The sequence below is a fragment of the Microbacterium testaceum StLB037 genome (assembly GCF_000202635.1).
Classification (GTDB): domain Bacteria; phylum Actinomycetota; class Actinomycetes; order Actinomycetales; family Microbacteriaceae; genus Microbacterium; species Microbacterium testaceum_F.
The window spans coordinates 3,912,722-3,931,506 of the sequence record NC_015125.1 but is presented as its reverse complement, the minus strand read 5'-3'; the positions used below and the strand labels follow the sequence as shown (position 1 = coordinate 3,931,506).

Genomic DNA, 18,785 nt, shown 5'->3' with positions numbered 1-18,785 from the left:
GGCGCTCCACACTCCGCGGTTCGGGCGGAGTTCGTCGCGCGGCGTCACGCGCGGTCATCCGCCGGCCGGCCGCGCGTAGGCTTTTCCGGTACTGCCGACTTCTGAGAAGGGACCTTCCATGGCCGACGTCGAGAGCTTCACCCTGGACCACACCGCCGTGCTGGCCCCCTACGTGCGCCGGATCGGCACCGAGACGGGCCCGCGCGGCGACGTCATCACGAACTTCGACCTGCGGCTGGTTCAGCCCAACGAGGGCGAGATCCCCACCGCGGGGCTGCACACGATCGAGCACCTGCTCGCGAGCCTCGTCCGCGACCGCATCGACGGTCTCATCGACATCTCTCCCTTCGGATGCCGCACCGGATTCCACGTCATCATGTGGGGCGAGCCGGAGGTGCCGGTCCTTGTCGCCGCGATCACCGACTCCCTGCGCGCGATCGCCGAGGACGTGCAGTGGGACGACGTGCCCGGCACCGACGCCTTCAGCTGCGGCAACTACCGCGACCACAGCCTGCACAGCGCGCGCGAGTGGTCGAAAGTCGTCCTCGAGAAGGGCATCAGCCACGACGCGTTCCAGCGCGTCGGGGTGTGAGAGACCTCCCACGCAAAGGGGCGGTGACCGTGGTGGTCACCGCCCCTTTTTCGTCTGTGGATCAGGCGTGGACGTGCGCGTCCTTGCCCACGACGGTGATGCCTGTCTCGGTCACCGTGAAGCCGCGCGCGAGGTCTCGCTCGCGGTCCACGCCGATGGTCGCGCCGGGCTCGAGGACGACGTTCTTGTCGAGGATCGCGCGGTGGATGCGCGCTCCCGCGCCGACCTGGACGCTGTCGAACAGCACCGAGTCGGTGATCGTCGACCCGCCGCCGGCGAGCGCCCACGGGCCGACCACGCTGCGTTCGAGGTGCGTGCCCGACAGCACGGACCCGAGAGAGACGATCGAGTCGATCGCGTTTCCGATGCGTCCGACCGAGTCGCGGACGAACTTCGCCGGCGGGGCGTTGAAGGTCTGCGAGTAGATCGGCCAGTCGGTGTTGTAGAGGTTGAAGATCGGCAGGGTCGAGATCAGGTCCATGTGGGCGTCGTAGAACGACTCGATCGTGCCGACGTCGCGCCAGTAGGACTGGTCGCGCGGGGTGGAGCCGGGGACGTCGTTGCGCTGGAAGTCGTACACCGCCGCTTCGCCGCGGTTGACGAAGTACGGCACGATGTCGCCGCCCATGTCGTGCGCCGAGGTCGGCAGCTCGCCGTCGTGCGTGACGGCTTCGACGAGGGCGTCCGCGTCGAAGATGTAGTTGCCCATCGAGGCGAGGACCTCGTGGGGCGCATCGGCCAAGCCCTCGGGGTTCTGCGGCTTCTCGAGGAACGCCCGGATCTTCGTCGCATCGGTCGGATCGGTGTCGATGACCCCGAACTGGTTGGCGAGCGAGATGGGCTGACGGATGCCGGCGACGGTGGCGCGCGCGTCGGAGGCGATGTGCGCGTCGAGCATCTGCTTGAAGTCCATGCGGTACACGTGGTCGGCGCCGATGACCACGACGATGTCGGGCTTTTCGTCGCGGATCAGGTTCATCGACTGCAGGATCGCGTCGGCCGAACCGGAGAACCAGCGCTTGCCGAGCCGCTGCTGGGCCGGGACGGATGCCACGTACGCACCGAGCATCGGCGACATGCGCCACGTCTGCGAGATGTGGCGGTCGAGGCTGTGCGACTTGTACTGGGTCAGGACGACCAGCTGACGCAGCCCCGAGTTGATGAGGTTCGAGATCGCGAAGTCGATCAGGCGGTACTGGCCGCCGAAGGGGACGGCGGGTTTGGCGCGATCCGCCGTCAGGGGCATGAGTCGCTTTCCCTCGCCGCCGGCGAGGATGATTCCGAAGACCTTCGGCGCTGCAGGCATGGCACCACACTAGGGGTCGTAGGAGGATGCGGGAACACGCGCGCGGCGCGCCTTTCGCTGTACTACGGTTCGTCTCATGCGCGTCGACATCGTGACCAAGGAGTACCCGCCGGAGATCTACGGGGGAGCCGGGGTCCACGCCACCGAACTGGTCAAGGCGCTGCGCGCCGAGGGTACCGAGGTGCAGGTCCGCGCGTTCGGGGCCGCGCGTGACGAGGCCGACACGACGTCCTACGGTGTTCCGGCGGAACTGCTCTCGGCGAACGGCGCCATTCAGACGCTCGGCACCGACCTCGAGATCGTCTCCGACGTCGCGGGCGCCGACGTCGTGCACTCGCACACCTGGTACGCGAACTTCGCCGGGCACCTGGCATCCCTTCTCCACGGGATCCCGCACGTCGTCACCGCGCACAGCCTCGAGCCGCTCCGGCCCTGGAAGGCCGAGCAGCTCGGCGGGGGCTACGCGGTGTCCAGCTACATCGAGAAGACCGCCTACGAGGGGGCCGCGGCGGTCGTGGCGGTCAGCTCGGGGATGCGCGACGACATCCTGCGCAGCTACCCGTCGCTCGATCCCGACAAGGTGCGCGTGATCTACAACGGCATCGACACGGAGGCGTGGCATCCGGTGTCGGACGATGCATTCCTGGCATCCGTCGGTATCGATCCGTCTCGGCCGTCGGTGGTTTTCGTCGGGCGCATCACCCGGCAGAAGGGGCTGCCCTACCTGCTCCGGGCCGCGGAGCAGCTGCCGGCGGATGTGCAGCTGATCCTGTGTGCGGGCGCGCCCGACACCCCGCAGATCATGGCCGAGGTCGAGGAGCTCGTGCGCGGGCTCCAGGCGACGCGCGACGGCGTGGTGTGGATCGATCGTCTGCTGCCGCGCAACGAGCTGTGTGCGATCCTCACCGCCGCGACGACCTTCGTCTGTCCCTCGGTCTACGAGCCCCTGGGGATCGTGAACCTCGAGGCGATGGCATGCGGGGCGGCGGTCGTGGGAACGGCGACCGGGGGCATCCCGGAGGTGGTGGTCGACGGCGTGACCGGACGACTGGTGCCCATCGAGCAGGTCCAGGACGGGACCGGAACGCCCGTGGACCCCGAGCGCTTCGTGGACGACCTGGCCCGCGTGCTCACCGAGGTGGTGACGGATGTCGAGACGGCCCGCGCCTACGGTGAGGCCGGTCGTCAGCGCGCCATCGACGCCTTCAGCTGGGCCGCGATCGCCCAGACGACGGCGGCCCTGTATGCGGAGGTGGCGGGCGCTTCGGTGTCGCACCGTTGACCTCTCCACGGCGGGGCCGCGTGGCATCCGGTCGCTCGGGTCGAGGCCAGTAGGCTAGATCCATGCCCCAGGTTCTCGAGTTCTCCGACGTCGTCGTCCGCCGGAACACGCGGGACATCGTGTCCCACCTCGACTGGCGTGTCGAGGACGATCAGCGGTGGGTCGTGCTCGGTCCCAACGGTGCGGGGAAGACGACTGTTCTTCAGCTCGCGGACACGCTGCTCCACCCCACGTCGGGCACGGTGACGATCCTCGGCGAGCAGCTCGGCCGGACCGACGTCTTCGAGTTGCGTCCGCGGATCGGCTTCGCCTCGTCGGCGATGGCGCGTCGCGTTCCGCCGGAGGAGGCGGTGCTCGACGTCGTCTTGACCGCGGCCTACTCCGTGACGGGTCGCTGGCGCGAGCAGTACGACGACATCGACGAGCGCCGCGCGCTGCGCGTGCTCGCCGAGTGGCGCCTCGACCACCTGGCCGACCGCACGTTCGGCACGCTGAGCGACGGCGAACAGAAGCGCGTCCAGATCGCCCGGGCCGTGATGACCGACCCCGAGCTGCTGTTGCTCGACGAGCCCACGGCGAGCCTCGATCTCGGCGCTCGCGAGGAGTTGCTCACGCTGCTGTCGGGCTACGCGCAGGCGCCGACCACCCCCGCCATGGTGATGGTGACGCACCACGTCGAGGAGATCCCCGTCGGGTTCACGCACGTGCTTCTACTGCGCGATGGCGAGGTCGTGGCATCCGGTCCTCTGGATGAGGCGCTGACGGCCGAGAACCTGTCGAAGACGTTCGGGCTCGAGATCACGCTCACGCACGAGGCGGGGCGGTACGCCGCGCGGGCCGTCTGACCGCGCGCGAATCGTTACGCAGCCTGGTAGACTCTCCCGTTGGTGCCTTCGGCGCCGCAGACTTTGACGTCCTGGCAGAATCCAGGGCACCACTTCTCAAAGGACCTCCCATGAAGACTGACATCCACCCCACGTACAAGGCCGTCGTGTTCCGCGACCTCGGTTCGGGCGACACGTTCCTCACCCGTTCGACCGTCTCGAGCGACAAGACGATCGAGCTGGACGGCGTGGAGTACCCCGTCATCGACGTGGAAATCTCGTCGGCTTCGCACCCCTTCTACACGGGTAAGCAGCGCATCATGGACTCGGCCGGTCGCGTCGAGAAGTTCAACCAGCGCTTCAAGAACTTCGGCGGTCGTTGATCCTCAGCGGTTCTCGCTGCGAAAGCCCCTCGTCCTTCGGGATGGGGGGCTTTCGCGTTTTCGGGGGGATGCGAAAGCCTGTCGGTCACGCCGACTGCGTGGGCAGCAGCGGCTTCGGGGGGTAGGTACTGAGGACGAGCGACGTCGTCACGGGGCCGAAGCGCGCGAGGGCGTCGACCACCTTCTCCAGCTGCGCGGCATCGGGGCAGTTGACGTCGAAAAGGAGACTGTCCTCCCCGGTGACGCGGACCATGGACGTGACCTCCGGCAGGCGCTCGGCGAGCTCGCGGGCGGGGGCGAGCTGGGCGTGGGTGGTGCGCAGTCGGATGACGGCGTGGATGACGAGCCCCACGGCGGCGGGATCGACGACCGCGCGGTATCCGGCGATCACGCCCGCACGCTCCAGCCGCAGGATGCGCGCGCTTGCTGCAGGCTGAGAAAGTCCGACCCGCCGACCCACCTCGGCCCCCGTCAATCGACCATCGTTCTGCAGTAGTTCGAGGATTCGGCGGTCGATCGCATCGAGTGATTCCATCGTGTTCGGCTCCATTTGCTTGTACATCGCTTGTGGTCGATGCGCCAGGCGAGTGCATCCCTCATTCTCGTGGAAGGGATGCCGCGCGCTCGCGCGGTGCACAAGTGAATGGGTGGTCATCGATGGTCGCGTATGTGATCGTTCCCGGCATCGGAGGATCGGGCGAGCAGCACTGGCAGACCCGGTGGGAGAGGCGATGGCGTGACGCGGCCGTGCGGGTGGCCCCTCGATCATGGGATGAGCCCGAGCTCGAGGACTGGGTGGACGCCGTCGATCGAGCTGTCACCGACCGCGCGGGATCCGGCGATGAGGTCATCCTGGTTGCGCACAGCCTCGGGTGCTGGGCGGCGGCCGGGTGGGAGGCGCGGCCCGCGCATGCAGAGGTTGCGGGGATGCTGCTCGTCGCCCCTCCGGATCCCGACGGCGACGTCTTTCCGCGCGCGGCTGCATCGAGCTTCGTGGGCGTCGAGGTGCGCCCGCTTTCGTGCCGAAGCGTGGTTGTCGCCAGTTCCGACGATCCGTACTGCCCGATCGAGGTCGCGGAACGCTTCGCCTCGGGATGGGGAAGCGCGTTCCGCGACGCCGGCGGGCTCGGGCACCTCAACACCGCGAGCGGCCTGGACGAGTGGGAATGGGGGAGAACGGTGCTCGCCGAACTCGTTCGGGAATGAGGCCGCGAGCATGGTCCCGGGCTCCGGGGCGTGTGCCGGTCAGCGCGGTGCTGTGTCTCGAGGGCGCGTGCCGGTGTTTCAGGGCGCGTGCCGGTCGGCGCGGTGCTGTGTCTCGAGGGCGCGTGCCGGTGTTTCAGAGCACGCGCCGGTCAGCGCGTGGTGCCCGACGTCTCGAGCGATCCGAGGTGCCGGTGGGGGCCGAGCTCGTCGCGGTGATCCGCCCACATCCGTTGCTGCGCGCGCGTCTCGGCGATGACTCCCGCGTCCAGGTCGGCGAAGGCGACGTGCTCGCCCTCGTCGACGGCGGCGATGCGTCGGCCGACGGGATCGAAGACGGCGGAGCCGCCGATGAACGCGTGTGGCGCGCCGATGAGGCCGCTGAAAGCGACGTACATGCCGTTGTCGAGGGCGCGGGCAGCGTAGTGGAGGTCTCGGCGGTGTTCGCCCCCGGGGAAGTACGCACCGCTGTTGAGGTAGACGTCCGCCCCGGCGCTGACTGCGGCGGCCGCGTGTTCAGGGAAGTTCGCGTCGTAGCAGACGGAGAGGGCGAAGCGGAGGCCGTTCAGAACGAACGATGCGCCGTGATCGCCGGGGGTGAAGAGGGAGCGCTCGCTGTCGTGCAGGTGTTGCTTGTCGTAGGCGACGAGCGGTTCGCGGCCGGGGGCGAGGATCACGTCACTGAGGGTGCGGCATCCCTCCCGCTGAAAAGCGGTGTTGACGACGGCGGTGACACCGGTGCGGTCGACGGCGTCTTGCACGCGGGTCCACCATCCGCCGGCGGTGAACGGGGGGAGCGGGCCCGCGAAAGCACGTTCGTCATACCCCGTGACGGCGGCCTCGGGGAAGAGGACGAGATCGGCTCCCCCTGCCGCTGCGTCGTCGACGAGGTGCGCGATTCGCGCGACATTCGCGTCGACGTCGCCGGGGACGGCCTCCATCTGGACGGTGGCGATGCGGCAGGTCACGGGTTCAGTTTGGCATTCATGAGGGAGGGCGGATCGCGAGGTGGCCTGGTGGCGCGGTGGAGCTGTGCGGCGGGTGGTCGGTTGGGCGGCAAGTGGTGGAGCTGCGCGCGTGTGGCTGAAGCAGCGTCGCGGGTGGTGGGGGGCGGTGCCGCGGTTGCCGGGGAATTGCCGCGTGTGGTCGGGGTGCGGGCGAGCGGCGGGGCAACGCTGTGCGATCAGAACGGGGGCGGATCGGTGTCGTACGTGCCGCCGAGCGGAGACGTCCACCGCAGGTCGCCCGTCACGGGGTCGTGCGCGGGCGACCACCGGGTCTCGTGACGAAGGCGGTGGTGATGTCGGCACTCCGGCGCGAGGTTGTCGGCATTCGTGGTGCCGCCGTCGGCCCAGGCGGTGAGGTGGTCGAGATCGCAGTCGCGGGCGGTGCGGTTGCATCCGGGGAAGACGCAGGTGGGCGACGTGACGCCGAGCCAGCGGCGCAGGGCGGCGGGAACGCGGTAGGTCTGGCGATCCAGGACAAGAGGGGCGCCCGTGACGGGGTGGGTGAGAAGGCGGATCCAGGATCTGGCCTCGCCCGCGAGGCGGCGCGCGGTGTCGAGGTCGATCGGGCCGTATCCCTCAAGCGTTGCGGGATGGTCGTCAGTGCCGAGGAGGGCGAGCGCGGGGATGGTGACGACGACCGTGGGCGAGGAGGGGTTGGTTCGCGCTGCCGCGGGGATGGGTGCGGCTTCGCCCCGGTGTGCGGCCTCGCCCGGCTGCGCGGGAGCGGGTGGCGGATCGCCCGCGGTCGCCCCGTGGGAGGCGGGAGCGGGCCTGAGATCGCCGGCGGTCGCCGCGTCGGGGGCGGGAGCGGGCCTGAGATCGCCGGCGGTCGCCGCGTCGGGGGCGGGAGCGGTCACCAGGTCGGCGAGCACGTCCGCGCGGAGCTGCGCCAGCGTGCGCTCCTCGTCGGGTGCGGCGCGCAGGTGCCGAGCGGCGCGATCGAGGCGCGCCATGATGCTTCGTGCTCTCTCCGCGGGGAGGAGGGCGTTGAGGGACGCCATGCCGTCGAGTTCGGGCGTCATCCACACTCCGCGATCTCGCGCGGCGCGGCGGTGGCGAGCGTCGACCGACTCGGCGTGCACGCGCTCGCGGAGCGCACGCGCGGCGACGGCGAACTTCGTGGGCGTCAGTGCGGTCGCGGTATCGGCGACGCCAGCGTCGAACGCGCTCCATGTCGTGTCGTCGTGGGGCAGCGAGGTCGCGAGCCGGGCCGCCTCGAGGGCGTGGCGCTCGGACGTCCGTCCGTCGGCGAACTCGTCCCACAGCCGAGGGCAGCGCTCCTGCAGGACCTCGACGTGCGTGGCGCGCGTGCGGATCGTCTGCTCCGAGAGGCGCAGACGCACCGCCATTTCGGCAGCCGCAGCGCGCTGCGCGAGATCGATGCGGTCGCGTCGCACCGCACCGAGGGTGCGGCCCCGCGAATCTTCCCACGCGGGGTCGAGGGTCGGGTCGGGGCCGACCCAGGGCGTCGGATCGGCGGCGGCGTCACGCAGCACGGTCGCGATGAGGCGGTCCTCTTCGGCCGCGAGGCGTTGCCGCTCGGCGGCGATCAGCTCGAGATGGCCGAGGACCGCATCGAGATCGGATACCGAGGCGGACACGGCATCGAAGGGGGCGGTGAGATCGTCGGGGGAGACCTCGGCAGGGGAGAGTCCGTCGTCGGAGTCGTCCGCGACGCCGAGATCGAGCAGCCGCGCCCACGCCGCTTCGTCGTCGAGCTCTTCATCGGCGGGCCACGGGACCCCGTCGCACGCCCGCACCGGCGGCGACGGCCGGCCTGCGGGGGAGGCGAGAGTGTCCATGTCGAAACGCTATCGGGGACCTCCGACATCGGCGGGGAGGGGTGGGATGCCGGGGGAGGAGCTCGGTCGGATGGCCGGTGTGGAGGACGTCACATTCGGCGAAGGGGCGGACATCCGGGAGAAATCCTCAGCCGGACCGCCGACGTAGAGGAGGTCGCGCCCGCCGGGAAGTACCGGACCACCGATCGCGGCGTCCGGCAACGTCCGTGCGCACGTCCCACGCGATCGGCCGCAATCAACGGTCCTTCTTCGCCTCTCAGCGGATCGGCCACGCCCCGTCGAGCGGGGGAGCCGTGGCATCCAGACGACCGATCTTGACGAAGTACTCGGTGAGGCTCGCCGCCTGGGCCCGGGCCCAGGAGATCTGGCGCGTGTGCAACTCCTCGAGCGTGGCGGGCAGCCACGGGGCGAACCGGTCGGCGAGAGCCAGGGCGAGGCGACCGGCGGCGACCGCGTCGGCGCAGGCCTCGTGAGCCGACTCCAGCGGCACGGCGTAGTGCTCGGCGACGACCGAGAGGGTGCGCTTGCCGCGGCGATAGCGGTCGTAGGTCTTGTCGACGACGAGCGGATCGATCACCGGCGAGGGCGCCTCGATCGGGGCGACCCCGTGCCGCACGGCCTCGTGTTTGAGCATCGAGAAGTCGAAGGGCGCGTTGTAAGCCACCACGGGGATGCCGGCCGCGAACAGCGCGCTCAGCGCCTCGACCACCTCGGCCACGACACGCGGGGCCGGAGCGCCGTCGGCTCGCGCCCGCTCGGAGGTGATCCCGTGGATCGCGGCGGCGCCGTCGGGGATATCCACGCCCGGATCGGCCAGCCAGTCGCGTGCATCGATCACGTGACCGTCGGCGTCGAGGACCCCCACGTGCGCGGTCACGATGCGGTCGTTCACGACATCGACACCGGTCGTCTCGAGATCGAAGACGCCCACGAGACGCGTCCACTCGGGAGCCTGGAAGAGGGGGAGCGGCTCGGCCTGCCACAGGGTCATGGGGTCACCGTAGATCGGGGGTCCGACATGGACGGCGAGGCGCGCAGGAATAGGGGAGGGATGCCGAGATGTCGAGGATGTGGAGGATGAGTGCGGCCCGGGTTTGGGGAGGGGATGCCGAGGATGTGGAGGATGAGTGCGGCCCGGGTTTGGGGAGAGGATGCCGAGGTTGTGGAGGAGGAGTGACCGGCCGGCCTGGGGAGAGAGGGATGGCGATGTCCGGACCCCCTCGTAAACTCGAACCCATGCCGAACCCGTACGCCGACCTCCTCGCCGCGATCCCCGTCCAGCGGCGCGAGGTCGACGTGCTGGGCGGGACGACGGCGTACTGGGTCTACGGCGACGACGACGCCGACACAACGATCGTGGCGGTCCACGGGTTCCGCGGTGAGCACCACGGCCTCGACCCGGTGGTCGCGCACCTCCCCGGTATCCGGGTCGTGTCGCCCGACCTGCCCGGCTTCGGTGAGACGCCGCCCCTTCGTGGACGCGCCCACGATCTCGACACCTACGCCGCGTGGCTGCGTGCGTTCGTCGACGCCGTCGCGCCGGGGGCGGTGGTGCTCGGGCATTCGTTCGGCTCGATCGTGTCCTCGGCGGCGGTGGCGGGCGGTCTCGCGACGCCGAAGCTCATCCTCGTGAATCCGATCGGCGCTCCCGCGCTCGAGGGGCCCCGCGGCATCCTGACCCGGCTCGCCGTGTTCTACTACCTCGTCGGGGCGAAGCTGCCGCGCCCGCTCGGCGACAGGCTTCTCCGCAACGGGCTGATCGTGCGCGTCATGAGCAACGCCATGGCCAAGACACGCGATCCCGCCCTGCGCCGCTTCGTCCACGAGCAGCACGACGAGTACTTCTCCCGCTTCGCCGACCGTGACGTGCTGCACGAGGCGTTCGTGACGAGCGTGTCCCACGACGTGCGTGCGTTCGCGCCGCGCATCACGCAGCCGACGCTGCTCATCGCCGCGCAGAGAGACGACATCACGCCCATCGAGGCCGAGCGGCATCTGGCGACGCTCTTCCCCGACGCCGAGCTCGTGGAGATCCCCGAGGTCGGCCACCTGATCCATTACGAAACGCCCGAAGCGGCGGCATCCGCGATCCGGGAGTTCGTGGGCTGAGGCGGGGCGACCCGTCCGAGGCGGGGCGACCCGTCCGCGCCGCGCCGACGCGTGCTGGCTGTGCCGCCCGCACCGCGCAGACGCGTGCCGCCCGCACCGCGCCGACGCGCGCCGCCCGCACCGCGCAGACGTGTGCCGCCCGCGCCGCGCCGACGCGCGCTGCCCGTGTGCGCGACCGTCAGGCCGGCGCCTCCGCCTTCCGCTTGCGGTACGCGTTGACGTTCATCCGGTTGCCGCAGTTGCCGGAGTCGCAATAGCGCTTCGAGCCGTTCTTCGAGAAGTCGACGTAGACGCCGTCGCAGTCGTCGGCATCGCACACGCGGATGCGGGCGTACTCGTCGGCGCGGATCACGTCGACGAACGCCATGGCCGTCTCCACGAGCATGCGCTGGGCGAGGTGGTCCGACGCCTCCGACGCGTGGATGTGCCAGTCGAACTCGTCGTGCCGCACGAGCTGCGGCAGGGCCCGCCCGTCGCGCAGCATCGCGTTCACGAGGGGCACCGCGTCGTCGCGATCCACGTTCCACAGCTGCTGGATGCGGGAACGGATGCCGCGCACGGCGGCCAGCTCGCGTCCGTCGCGGGCGCGCGAACCGGTGTAGGTGTGCCGCTCGGCGAAGTCGTCGAGCTCGGCCATCGTCGTGAGGGTGTCGACGCCGCTCACCTCGGTGTGGGGCAGCGTGTTGACCAGCTCGACGGTCGCGCGCAGCACCAGCTCGGTGTCACGGATGAAGACCATGTTGACTCCTGACATGTCCAGGTCGTACTGTCACGAGTGTAAACGCTCTTGACCCCTGACAGCAGGCCCGCATGACCACGTCGTCCGTCACTCTTCCCCGACCCACCCGCCACGGCTCCGGCGCCGTCACCGGGCTCCTCATCGCCGTCGCCTCGGCGCTGGCATTCTCGTCCAGCGGACCGTTCGTGAAGCCTCTCCTCGACGGCGGATGGTCGCTCGGCGCCGTGCTGCTGGTCCGCATGGGGGTGGCCGCTCTGCTGCTCTCGCCCGCCCTCCTCGTGGCGATCCGCCGCCAGCGCGGGTTCCTCCGGCGGCACGGCCTCCTCATCGTCGCCTTCGGCCTGACCGCGGTCGCCGGCTGTCAGCTGTTCTACTTCGCCGCGATGCAACGGATGCCGGTCGCCGTCGCCCTGCTGATCCAGTACATCGCGCCGGTGCTCATCGTGATCGCCGTCTGGGTGCGCACGCGCCGTGCGCCGTCGAAGGCCGTGCTGATCGGTTCGATCGTCGCGATGACCGGTCTGGTGCTGGTCGTCGACATCAGCGGAGCGCGCTTCGACCTGCTCGGCACGCTCTTCGCCCTCTGCGCCGCCGTCTGCGCGGCGGCCTACTTCGTGATCGCCGGGCGCGCGGGCGACGATCTCCCGCCCCTCGCGCTCGCCGCCGGCGGTCTCCTCACCGGGACCCTGCTCATGGGCGTGCTCGTCGGGGTGGGCGTGCTGCCCTTCGCCGCTCCCTCGATCACGGTGTCGCTCGCGGGGCTCCAGGTTCCCGGCATCCTACCCCTGCTGTGGGTGGGTGCCGTGGCGACCACCCTCGGCTACGCGCTCGGGGTGATCGCGGTGCCGCTCATCGGCTCTCGCCTGGCGTCGTTCGTCGGTCTCAGCGAGGTGCTCTTCGCCCTGGGCTTCGCGTGGCTTCTGCTGGGCGAGGCGCCGGCGCCCATCCAGTTCGTGGGCGGGGCACTGATCCTCGTCGGGGTCGTGCTCGTGCGACTGGATGCCGGGAGCCCGGCCGAGCCGAAGGACGAGACGGCGAGTATCCCGGTGGTGCCGGCGCCGTGAGTCGCGGGTTCCGGTCCCTTCGACAGGCTCAGGGACCGGGCGCGGCGAGAGGCTTAGGGGCCGGGGCGCGGCGAGAGGCTCAGACCCCGTCGCGCGCCAGATCCATCAGCGGGCCCACGCGGTAGCCGATGACCTCGCCCATCACGAGCGAGGTCTCGGTGCGCTCGACGCCTTCGATCGCGAGGATGCGGGCGTCCGTGTCGAACAGGTGCTGGGTGTCGCGGCACGCGACCCGCACGAGAAGATCGACCTGACCGCTCAGGCCGTGCGCCTGGAGCACCTCGGGGACCTTCGCGAGCTCCTCGCGGATCGCCGGCAGCTCGGCCTGGCGCACGGTGACCTGCAGGAACGCCTCGATCGGGAACCCGAGCGCCTCGGCCGAAAGCGTGCGCTCGTACGACAGGAAGACGCCCCCGCGTTCGAGGCGGCTCATGCGGGCCTGCACGGTGTTGCGCGAGAGGCCGAGCTTCTCCGCGAGCGCGACGACCGTGGCGCGCGGGTCGGCCGACAGAGCGCGGAGGAGGTCGAGGTCGACGGCGTCGAGCTTGCTCATGCTGCGAAACATTAGCAGGGCGCCCACCCCTCCTGATGCGCACAATGCTGAGTTATCTACCGAGGTCTTGAGCGCCCTGCCTTCCGCGCGTACGGTCGGCCGTGTCGGCGACGCTGCCGGCATCCGCACCGCCCCGGCCTTCACAAGAGGCCCGGGCCGCAGCTGGAGGGATGACGATGACGTACACCCAGACCCAGGACTCGGTCACCGGAGGAGTCCCCGACGAGGGGGATGTGCTGCGCGTGCTCGAGCCCGACGGCGCCCGCGTGCCCGACGCCACTCTCGAACCGTGGATCGCCGACCTCTCGCCGCACGAACTGCGGGCACTGCACCGCGACATGGTCCTGACCCGACGACTGGATGCCGAGGGCGTCGCGCTCCAACGCCAGGGGCAGCTCGCCCTCTGGGCTCCGTGTCGCGGGCAGGAGGCCGTGCAGGTCGGGACCGCCCACGCCCTCGCCCCCGGCGACTTCGTCTTCCCCAGCTACCGCGAACACGGCGTGCTGCTCGGACGCGGCGCGCAGCCCGCCGACTACGTGCTCGCCTGGCGCGGCGAGGAGCACTCCGCGTACGACCACCGCGCGATCAACGCCGCTCCGCCGCAGATCATCATCGGCGCGCAGTCGCTCCACGCCACGGGCTGGGCGATGGGCGCACAGCGCGACGGTTCCACCGATGTCGCCGTCGCGTACTACGGGGACGGCGCCACCAGCCAGGGAGACGTCAACGAGGCGATGGTGTTCGCCTCTTCCTTCGGCGCCCCCGTCGTGTTCGTCTGCTCGAACAACCAGTGGGCGATCAGCGAACCGGTCACCGTGCAGGCGAAGTACCCCATCGCGGGCCGGGCGCCGGGGTTCGGCATCCCGAGTCTTCGGATCGACGGCAACGACGCCCTCGCCTGCGTCGCCGCGATGCGGTGGGCGCTCGACCGCGCCCGCCGCGGGGAAGGACCCTCGTTCATCGAGGCCGTGACGTACCGCATGGGTCCCCACACGACGAGCGACGACCCCACCCGCTACCGTGACGCCGCCGAGGTCGAGGAGTGGACGCAGCGGGACCCCATCGCGCGGCTCGAGGCGTACCTTCGCGCCGAAGGGATGCTGGACGACTCCGGCATGGCCGAGGTCGCTCGCGCCGCCGACGCGCTCGCCGCCGAGGTGCGCACGGCCTGCATCGGCGCGACGACCCGCGCGCCCGAGACGATGTTCGACCACGTGTACGCCGAGCCGCACGCGGGGTTGGAGCGCCAGAGAGCGGAGTACGTCGCGTACCTCGAGGGGTTCGAGAAATGACCGCGCTGACCCTCGGCTCCGCGATCAACGCGGCCCTCTCGAAAGCTCTCGAGAGCGACGACAAGGTCCTGCTCATGGGCGAGGACATCGGCAAGCTCGGCGGCGTCTTCCGCGTGACGGACGGGCTGCAGCAGCGCTTCGGCGCGCAGCGCGTCATCGACACCCCGCTCGCCGAAGCCGGCATCGTCGGCACGGCCGTCGGCCTCGCGCTCCGGGGCTACCGCCCCGTCGTCGAGATCCAGTTCGACGGCTTCGTGTACCCCGCGTTCGACCAGATCGTCTGCCAGGTCGCCAAGCTCCACTACCGCAGCAACGGACGGATCCGGATGCCGCTGGTCATCCGCATCCCGTGGGCCGGGGGAGTGGGAGCGGCCGAGCACCACTCCGAGTCGCCCGAGGCGTACTTCGTGCACACGGCCGGACTCCGCGTCGTGGCCGCCTCGAACCCGCAGGACGCCTACGTGATGCTGCGGCAGGCCGTGGCATCCGATGATCCCGTCATCTTCTTCGAGCCCAAGCGCCTGTATCACTCGAAGGGCGAGGTGGATCTGGATGCCGACCTCGCCGACGCCCCGCCGATGCACCTCGCCCGCGTCGCCCGCGAGGGCACCGACGCGACGATCGTCACCTACGGGGCGCAGGTGCGCACGGCCCTCGACGCCGCGCTCGCCGCGGAGGACGACGGGCTGTCGCTCGAGGTCATCGACCTACGCTCGCTGTCGCCGATCGACATGAACACGGTCGCGGCATCCGTTCGCAAGACCGGACGCGTCGTCGTCACCCACGAGGCCGCCCGCGAGGCGGGAGTGGGGGCCGAGCTCGTCGCGAGCATCACCGAGCAGTGCTTCGAGTACCTCGAGGCGCCGCCGCAGCGGGTGACGGGTCACGACATCCCGTATCCGCCGTCGAAGCTCGAGAAGCATCACGTGCCGGATCTCGACCGGATCCTGTTCGCGGTGGATCGGGTGCTCGAGCGCGGTGAGGGGGTGCTGCGGTGATCCGGGAGTTCTGCGCTGGCCGGTCGGGTGTTTTCGAGACGGAAGGGGGGCGGCGATGATCCGGGAATTCCTGCTCCCCGACCTCGGCGAGGGGCTTCCCGAGGCCGAGATCGTTCAGTGGCATGTGGCGGAGGGTGACACCGTCGCGCTGAACCAGACGATCGCCGAGGTCGAGACGGCCAAAGCCATCGTCGAGATCCCCTCGCCCTACGCGGGCACCGTGCAGGGGCTGCACGCGGCCGCGGGAGACGTCGTCGCGGTCGGTTCGCCGCTGGTGTCGTTCGCGGTGGGGGCGGATGCCGGGAGCACGGTGCCCGAGGGACAGACGGTCGCGGGGGGTTCCGCGGAGTTCGTGGCCGACGCGCCGGGAGCGATGGCCTCGGGGCGGCGCGGCGGGGACGACGTCCGCGCGACGGCGCGTGGTGCCGCGGCCGAGGGTGCGATCCGTCCGGCGGAGTTCGTGGCCGACGCGCCGGGAGCGATGGCCTCGGGGCGGCGCGGCGGGGACGATGTCCGCGCGACGGCGCCGGGCGGCGAGTCCGAGAGCGCCACTCCGAACCTCGTCGGCTACGGGGCCGCCCCCGCGTCGGGCAGCCGTCCGCGGCGGCGAGCGCGGGGTGGGGCCACGGCTGTCCTCGACAGCGATCACGCCGTTCGCGAGGCCGCGCCGCACGACGTGCTGCGCACCGGTCCCATCGACCTCCCGCTCGAACGCCCGCGCTCGACCCCGCCGGTCCGCAAGCTGGCGAAGGACCTCGGCGTCGACCTCGTCCTCGTGGCCGCGGCTCACCCCGGTGAGACGGTGACCCGCGCGCACGTCGAGGAGTTCGCGGCGCGCACCCCTCTGGAAGCTCCCGCCCTCGCGTCGACGGTCCCCCCGGCTGTTCCCGCTTCCTCCGCCCCGCGCGTGACCCGGACGCCCATCCGCGGTGTGCGCAAGCACACCGCGGCAGCGATGGTGCAGAGCGCGTTCACCGCTCCACACGCGACGACGTTCCTCACGCTGGACGTCACCGCGACGACCGAGCTGCTGGCATCCCTCAAGACGGATCGAGCCCTCGACGGTCACCGGATCGGCGTGCTCGCGATCGTCGCCAAGGCGGTGTGTCTCGCCCTCGGGCGTACGCCGGCGCTGAATGCGAAGTGGGATGAGACGGCGGGTGAGATCGTCGAGCACCACTACGTGAACCTCGGAATCGCCGCGGCGACCGAGCGCGGGCTCGTGGTGCCGGTGATCCCGGATGCCGACACCCTGCCGCTCGTCGAGCTCGCCGACGCGATCGCCGAGCTCGCCGCGACCGCTCGGGCGGGCCGGACGGCTCCGGCCGCGATGACGGGCGGCACGTTCTCGATCACCAACGTCGGAGTGTTCGGAGTGGATGCCGGCACCCCGATCCTCAACCCGGGTGAGGCCGGCATCCTCGCCGTGGGCGCCGTGCGCCGCACGCCGTGGGAGCACCACGGAGAGATCGCCCTGCGCGATGTGCTGACCCTCAGCCTCTCGTTCGACCACCGACTGGTCGACGGGGCGGAGGCGGCGCGGTTCCTCACCGATGTCGCCGGCGTCCTGAGGGAACCCGGCCGCGCGATGCTGCTGCGCTGACTCGCGCCGCCTCGCCCAGACCCGCGCGGCCGCGCCCGACCCGCGCTGCTTCGCCCAGACCCGCACCGACCCGCGCGGCGCGATTCACCCCGAAAAGGAGCCACCCCGTGAGCATCGACAGCCATCAGGCGTTCACCGACGACGAGCGCGAGCTCGCCGCGATGGTCCGCGAGTTCGCCGACGACGTCATCGCGCCGCGATCGTACGAGGCCGACCGCGCGCACGAGCTTCCCCTCGACCTCGTCGCGCAGATGGGCGAGCTCGGCCTCTTCGGCCTTCCGTTCCCCGAGGAGGTCGGGGGACAGGGCGGCGACTACGCGAGTCTCTGCGTCGCGATCGAGGGGATCGCGCGCGTGGACCAGTCGATGGCGATCACCCTCGAAGCCGGGGTGGGGCTCGGCGCCATGCCGCTCTACCGCTACGGCACCGACGCGCAGAAGGCGGAGTACCTGCCCGACCTCGTCGCCGGTCGTGCCCTCGCCGGATTCGGACTCACCGAGGCTGAGGCCGGGAGCGACGCGGGGGCGACCCGCACGACCGCGCGCCTCGAGGGAGGGGAATGGGTGATCGATGGGTCGAAGCAGTTCATCACCAACTCCGGTACCGCCATCACCCGGTTCGTGACCGTCACCGCCGTCACCGGCCGGACCGGCGAGCGCCCCGAGATCTCCACGATCATCGTCCCCAACGGCACGCCGGGCTTCACCGTGGGGCCCGCGTACGACAAGGTCGGCTGGAACGCCTCCGACACGCATCCGCTCACCTTCGACGGCGTCCGCGTGCCCGAGGCGAACCTCCTCGGGGAGCGCGGGCAGGGCTTCAAGAACTTCCTGCGCACGCTCGACGAGGGTCGTGTCGCGATCGCCGCCCTCGCGACGGGAGCCGCGGAGGGATGCCTCGAGGCCGCCGTCGACTACGCCCGCAGCCGCACGGTGTTCGGGGAGCGGCTCTCGACGCGGCAGAGCATCCAGTTCCTGCTCGCGCGCATGCACGCCCGGGTCCACACGGCGCGGCTCGCGTGGGTGCACGCCGCGCGCCTGTGCGATGCCGGCAAGCCGTTCTCGGTGGATGCCGCGGTCGCCAAGATGACGGCGAGCGACGCGGCGATGGCCAACGCGCGGGATGCGACGCAGGTCTTCGGCGGCAACGGGTTCATCAACGAGTACCCGGTCGCCCGGCACTACCGCGACTCGAAGATCCTCGAGATCGGCGAGGGGACCACCGAGGTGCAGCTCATGGTGATCTCGCGGGCGTTGGGGGTGAGCTGAGCGGAGTCTCAGCTCGCGACGCCCGCGAGTGCGCGGCCCGGCTCCTGTGCGCGGGGCGGTGCCGTGCGGTCAGCTCGCGACGCCCGCGTACGCGAGCATCTCCCAGCTGTCGCCGTCGAGGCGGAACGTCGTCGCCGAGCAGTTCGGCAGCCTCTCGCCCTCGCGGGGGAAAGCACCGTCGGTCGCGAACAGGATCACCTCGCGGATGAGCGCACCGTGCGCCACGGCGATGACGTCGACTCCGTCGGGAGCGGATGCCACGGCCTCGGCGAGCGCGGCGAGTGCGCGCTCGCGCACCACGGGCCAGGTCTCGGCGTTCGGCACATCGGCCGCGTGCCACGGGCCGTACGTCTCGTAGAAGGAGGGGGCATCCATGCCCTCGGCGTCGCCGTAGGAACGTTCCTGGAGTCCCGGCATCCGGAGGCTGACCGTGGTGCCGAGGGCTTCGGCGAGGATGTCGGCGGTCTCCGCCGCGCGGGAGAGATCGCTCGAGACGATGACGGCCTCGCGGCCCGCGTACTCGGCGGCGAGGCGCTCGGCGAGCTCGCGGGCCTGGGCGCGCCCGGTGTCGTTCAGGGGGATGTCGGTCGAGCCCTGGATGCGCCCTCCGGAGTTCCAGTCGGTCTCACCGTGTCGCACGAGGGTCAGGATCGTCACCGTTCGAGCCTAACTCGCCCCCGCCGGCCGTGCGGCGGGGGGACGGTGCTGGTGCGGTCCCCGGCGTGGTGGGTCGCACGCCGGGGACCGGGTCTCTGCCCGC

19 protein-coding genes are annotated in these 18,785 nt (G+C 70.9%); 11 read left to right on the top strand and 8 right to left on the bottom strand.

Annotated features, from left to right (window positions below; all coding sequences use genetic code 11):
• Positions 1-118: 118 nt before the first annotated feature.
• Positions 119-592, top strand: a complete 474-nt coding sequence (locus MTES_RS18005) for an S-ribosylhomocysteine lyase (protein ID WP_013586714.1) — start codon at positions 119-121, stop codon at positions 590-592.
• Positions 593-653: 61 nt separating this feature from the next.
• On the opposite strand, the gene glgC is transcribed toward MTES_RS18005, so the two are convergent.
• Entirely contained in the window at positions 654-1,898 is a 1,245-nt protein-coding gene (gene glgC, locus MTES_RS18000) for a glucose-1-phosphate adenylyltransferase (RefSeq protein WP_013586713.1), read from the bottom strand.
• Positions 1,899-1,974: 76 nt separating this feature from the next.
• Between glgC and glgA the strand changes: the two genes are divergently transcribed.
• The 3 genes from glgA (at position 1,975) to MTES_RS17985 (ending at position 4,387) form a co-directional block, all read left to right on the top strand.
• Positions 1,975-3,180 (top strand): glycogen synthase, encoded by a 1,206-nt coding sequence (gene glgA / locus MTES_RS17995; RefSeq protein ID WP_013586712.1) that lies wholly within the window; start codon positions 1,975-1,977, stop codon positions 3,178-3,180.
• Between the two features lie 62 nt (positions 3,181-3,242).
• Positions 3,243-4,025 carry an ABC transporter ATP-binding protein gene (locus tag MTES_RS17990; RefSeq protein WP_013586711.1) on the top strand — a complete coding sequence of 261 codons (783 nt, stop codon included), beginning with the start codon at positions 3,243-3,245 and terminating at the stop codon, positions 4,023-4,025.
• Positions 4,026-4,135: 110 nt separating this feature from the next.
• Complete coding sequence (locus MTES_RS17985) at positions 4,136-4,387, top strand: type B 50S ribosomal protein L31 (protein ID WP_013586710.1); 252 nt, start codon at positions 4,136-4,138, stop codon at positions 4,385-4,387.
• 85 nt (positions 4,388-4,472) lie between these two features.
• Here MTES_RS17985 and MTES_RS17980 read toward each other — a convergent pair whose 3' ends face one another.
• Positions 4,473-4,922: an Lrp/AsnC family transcriptional regulator gene (locus MTES_RS17980; protein ID WP_013586709.1), complete on the bottom strand. Its 450-nt coding sequence runs from the start codon at positions 4,920-4,922 to the stop codon at positions 4,473-4,475.
• 104 nt (positions 4,923-5,026) lie between these two features.
• On the opposite strand from MTES_RS17980, the gene MTES_RS17975 reads away from it, so the two are divergent.
• Positions 5,027-5,593: an RBBP9/YdeN family alpha/beta hydrolase gene (locus MTES_RS17975; protein ID WP_197535498.1), complete on the top strand. Its 567-nt coding sequence runs from the start codon at positions 5,027-5,029 to the stop codon at positions 5,591-5,593.
• A gap of 149 nt (positions 5,594-5,742) precedes the next feature.
• Here MTES_RS17975 and MTES_RS17970 read toward each other — a convergent pair whose 3' ends face one another.
• The 3 genes from MTES_RS17970 to MTES_RS17960 form a co-directional block, all read right to left on the bottom strand.
• Positions 5,743-6,558 carry a carbon-nitrogen hydrolase family protein gene (locus tag MTES_RS17970; RefSeq protein WP_013586707.1) on the bottom strand — a complete coding sequence of 272 codons (816 nt, stop codon included), beginning with the start codon at positions 6,556-6,558 and terminating at the stop codon, positions 5,743-5,745.
• Between the two features lie 215 nt (positions 6,559-6,773).
• On the bottom strand, positions 6,774-8,399 hold the full coding sequence (locus MTES_RS18640; RefSeq protein WP_013586706.1) for an HNH endonuclease signature motif containing protein: 1,626 nt from the start codon (positions 8,397-8,399) through the stop codon (positions 6,774-6,776).
• 256 nt (positions 8,400-8,655) lie between these two features.
• The gene (locus MTES_RS17960; RefSeq protein WP_050901813.1) at positions 8,656-9,390 is read right to left on the bottom strand and encodes an exonuclease domain-containing protein; all 735 of its coding nucleotides are present in this window, start codon (positions 9,388-9,390) and stop codon (positions 8,656-8,658) included.
• Positions 9,391-9,635: 245 nt separating this feature from the next.
• On the opposite strand from MTES_RS17960, the gene MTES_RS17955 reads away from it, so the two are divergent.
• A complete protein-coding gene (locus MTES_RS17955; RefSeq protein WP_013586704.1) occupies positions 9,636-10,508 on the top strand; it encodes an alpha/beta fold hydrolase in 873 nt (290 codons plus the stop codon).
• Between the two features lie 178 nt (positions 10,509-10,686).
• Here MTES_RS17955 and MTES_RS17950 read toward each other — a convergent pair whose 3' ends face one another.
• Positions 10,687-11,247 carry a CGNR zinc finger domain-containing protein gene (locus tag MTES_RS17950; RefSeq protein WP_013586703.1) on the bottom strand — a complete coding sequence of 187 codons (561 nt, stop codon included), beginning with the start codon at positions 11,245-11,247 and terminating at the stop codon, positions 10,687-10,689.
• Between the two features lie 71 nt (positions 11,248-11,318).
• On the opposite strand from MTES_RS17950, the gene MTES_RS17945 reads away from it, so the two are divergent.
• Positions 11,319-12,311, top strand: a complete 993-nt coding sequence (locus tag MTES_RS17945) for an EamA family transporter (protein WP_013586702.1) — start codon at positions 11,319-11,321, stop codon at positions 12,309-12,311.
• Between the two features lie 79 nt (positions 12,312-12,390).
• On the opposite strand, the gene MTES_RS17940 is transcribed toward MTES_RS17945, so the two are convergent.
• Entirely contained in the window at positions 12,391-12,864 is a 474-nt protein-coding gene (locus MTES_RS17940; protein ID WP_043361694.1) for an Lrp/AsnC family transcriptional regulator, read from the bottom strand.
• Positions 12,865-13,040: 176 nt separating this feature from the next.
• Here MTES_RS17940 and pdhA point away from each other — a divergent pair, with 176 nt between their 5' ends.
• The 4 genes from pdhA to MTES_RS17920 all read left to right on the top strand — a co-directional run bounded on the left by pdhA (position 13,041) and on the right by MTES_RS17920 (position 18,025).
• Entirely contained in the window at positions 13,041-14,156 is a 1,116-nt protein-coding gene (pdhA, locus tag MTES_RS17935; protein WP_013586700.1) for a pyruvate dehydrogenase (acetyl-transferring) E1 component subunit alpha, read from the top strand.
• On the top strand, positions 14,153-15,154 hold the full coding sequence (locus tag MTES_RS17930) for an alpha-ketoacid dehydrogenase subunit beta (RefSeq protein WP_013586699.1): 1,002 nt from the start codon (positions 14,153-14,155) through the stop codon (positions 15,152-15,154). The genes pdhA and MTES_RS17930 overlap by 4 nt, the downstream gene beginning before the upstream one ends.
• Before the next feature lie 55 nt (positions 15,155-15,209).
• Positions 15,210-16,757, top strand: coding sequence for a dihydrolipoamide acetyltransferase family protein (locus tag MTES_RS17925; RefSeq protein ID WP_013586698.1), 1,548 nt, complete (start codon positions 15,210-15,212; stop codon positions 16,755-16,757).
• 161 nt (positions 16,758-16,918) lie between these two features.
• Complete coding sequence (locus MTES_RS17920; protein ID WP_050901899.1) at positions 16,919-18,025, top strand: acyl-CoA dehydrogenase family protein; 1,107 nt, start codon at positions 16,919-16,921, stop codon at positions 18,023-18,025.
• A 69-nt stretch (positions 18,026-18,094) separates the two neighbouring features.
• Here the strand turns inward: MTES_RS17920 and MTES_RS17915 are convergent, their stop codons facing one another.
• Entirely contained in the window at positions 18,095-18,682 is a 588-nt protein-coding gene (locus tag MTES_RS17915; RefSeq protein WP_013586696.1) for a histidine phosphatase family protein, read from the bottom strand.
• Positions 18,683-18,785 lie beyond the last annotated feature (103 nt).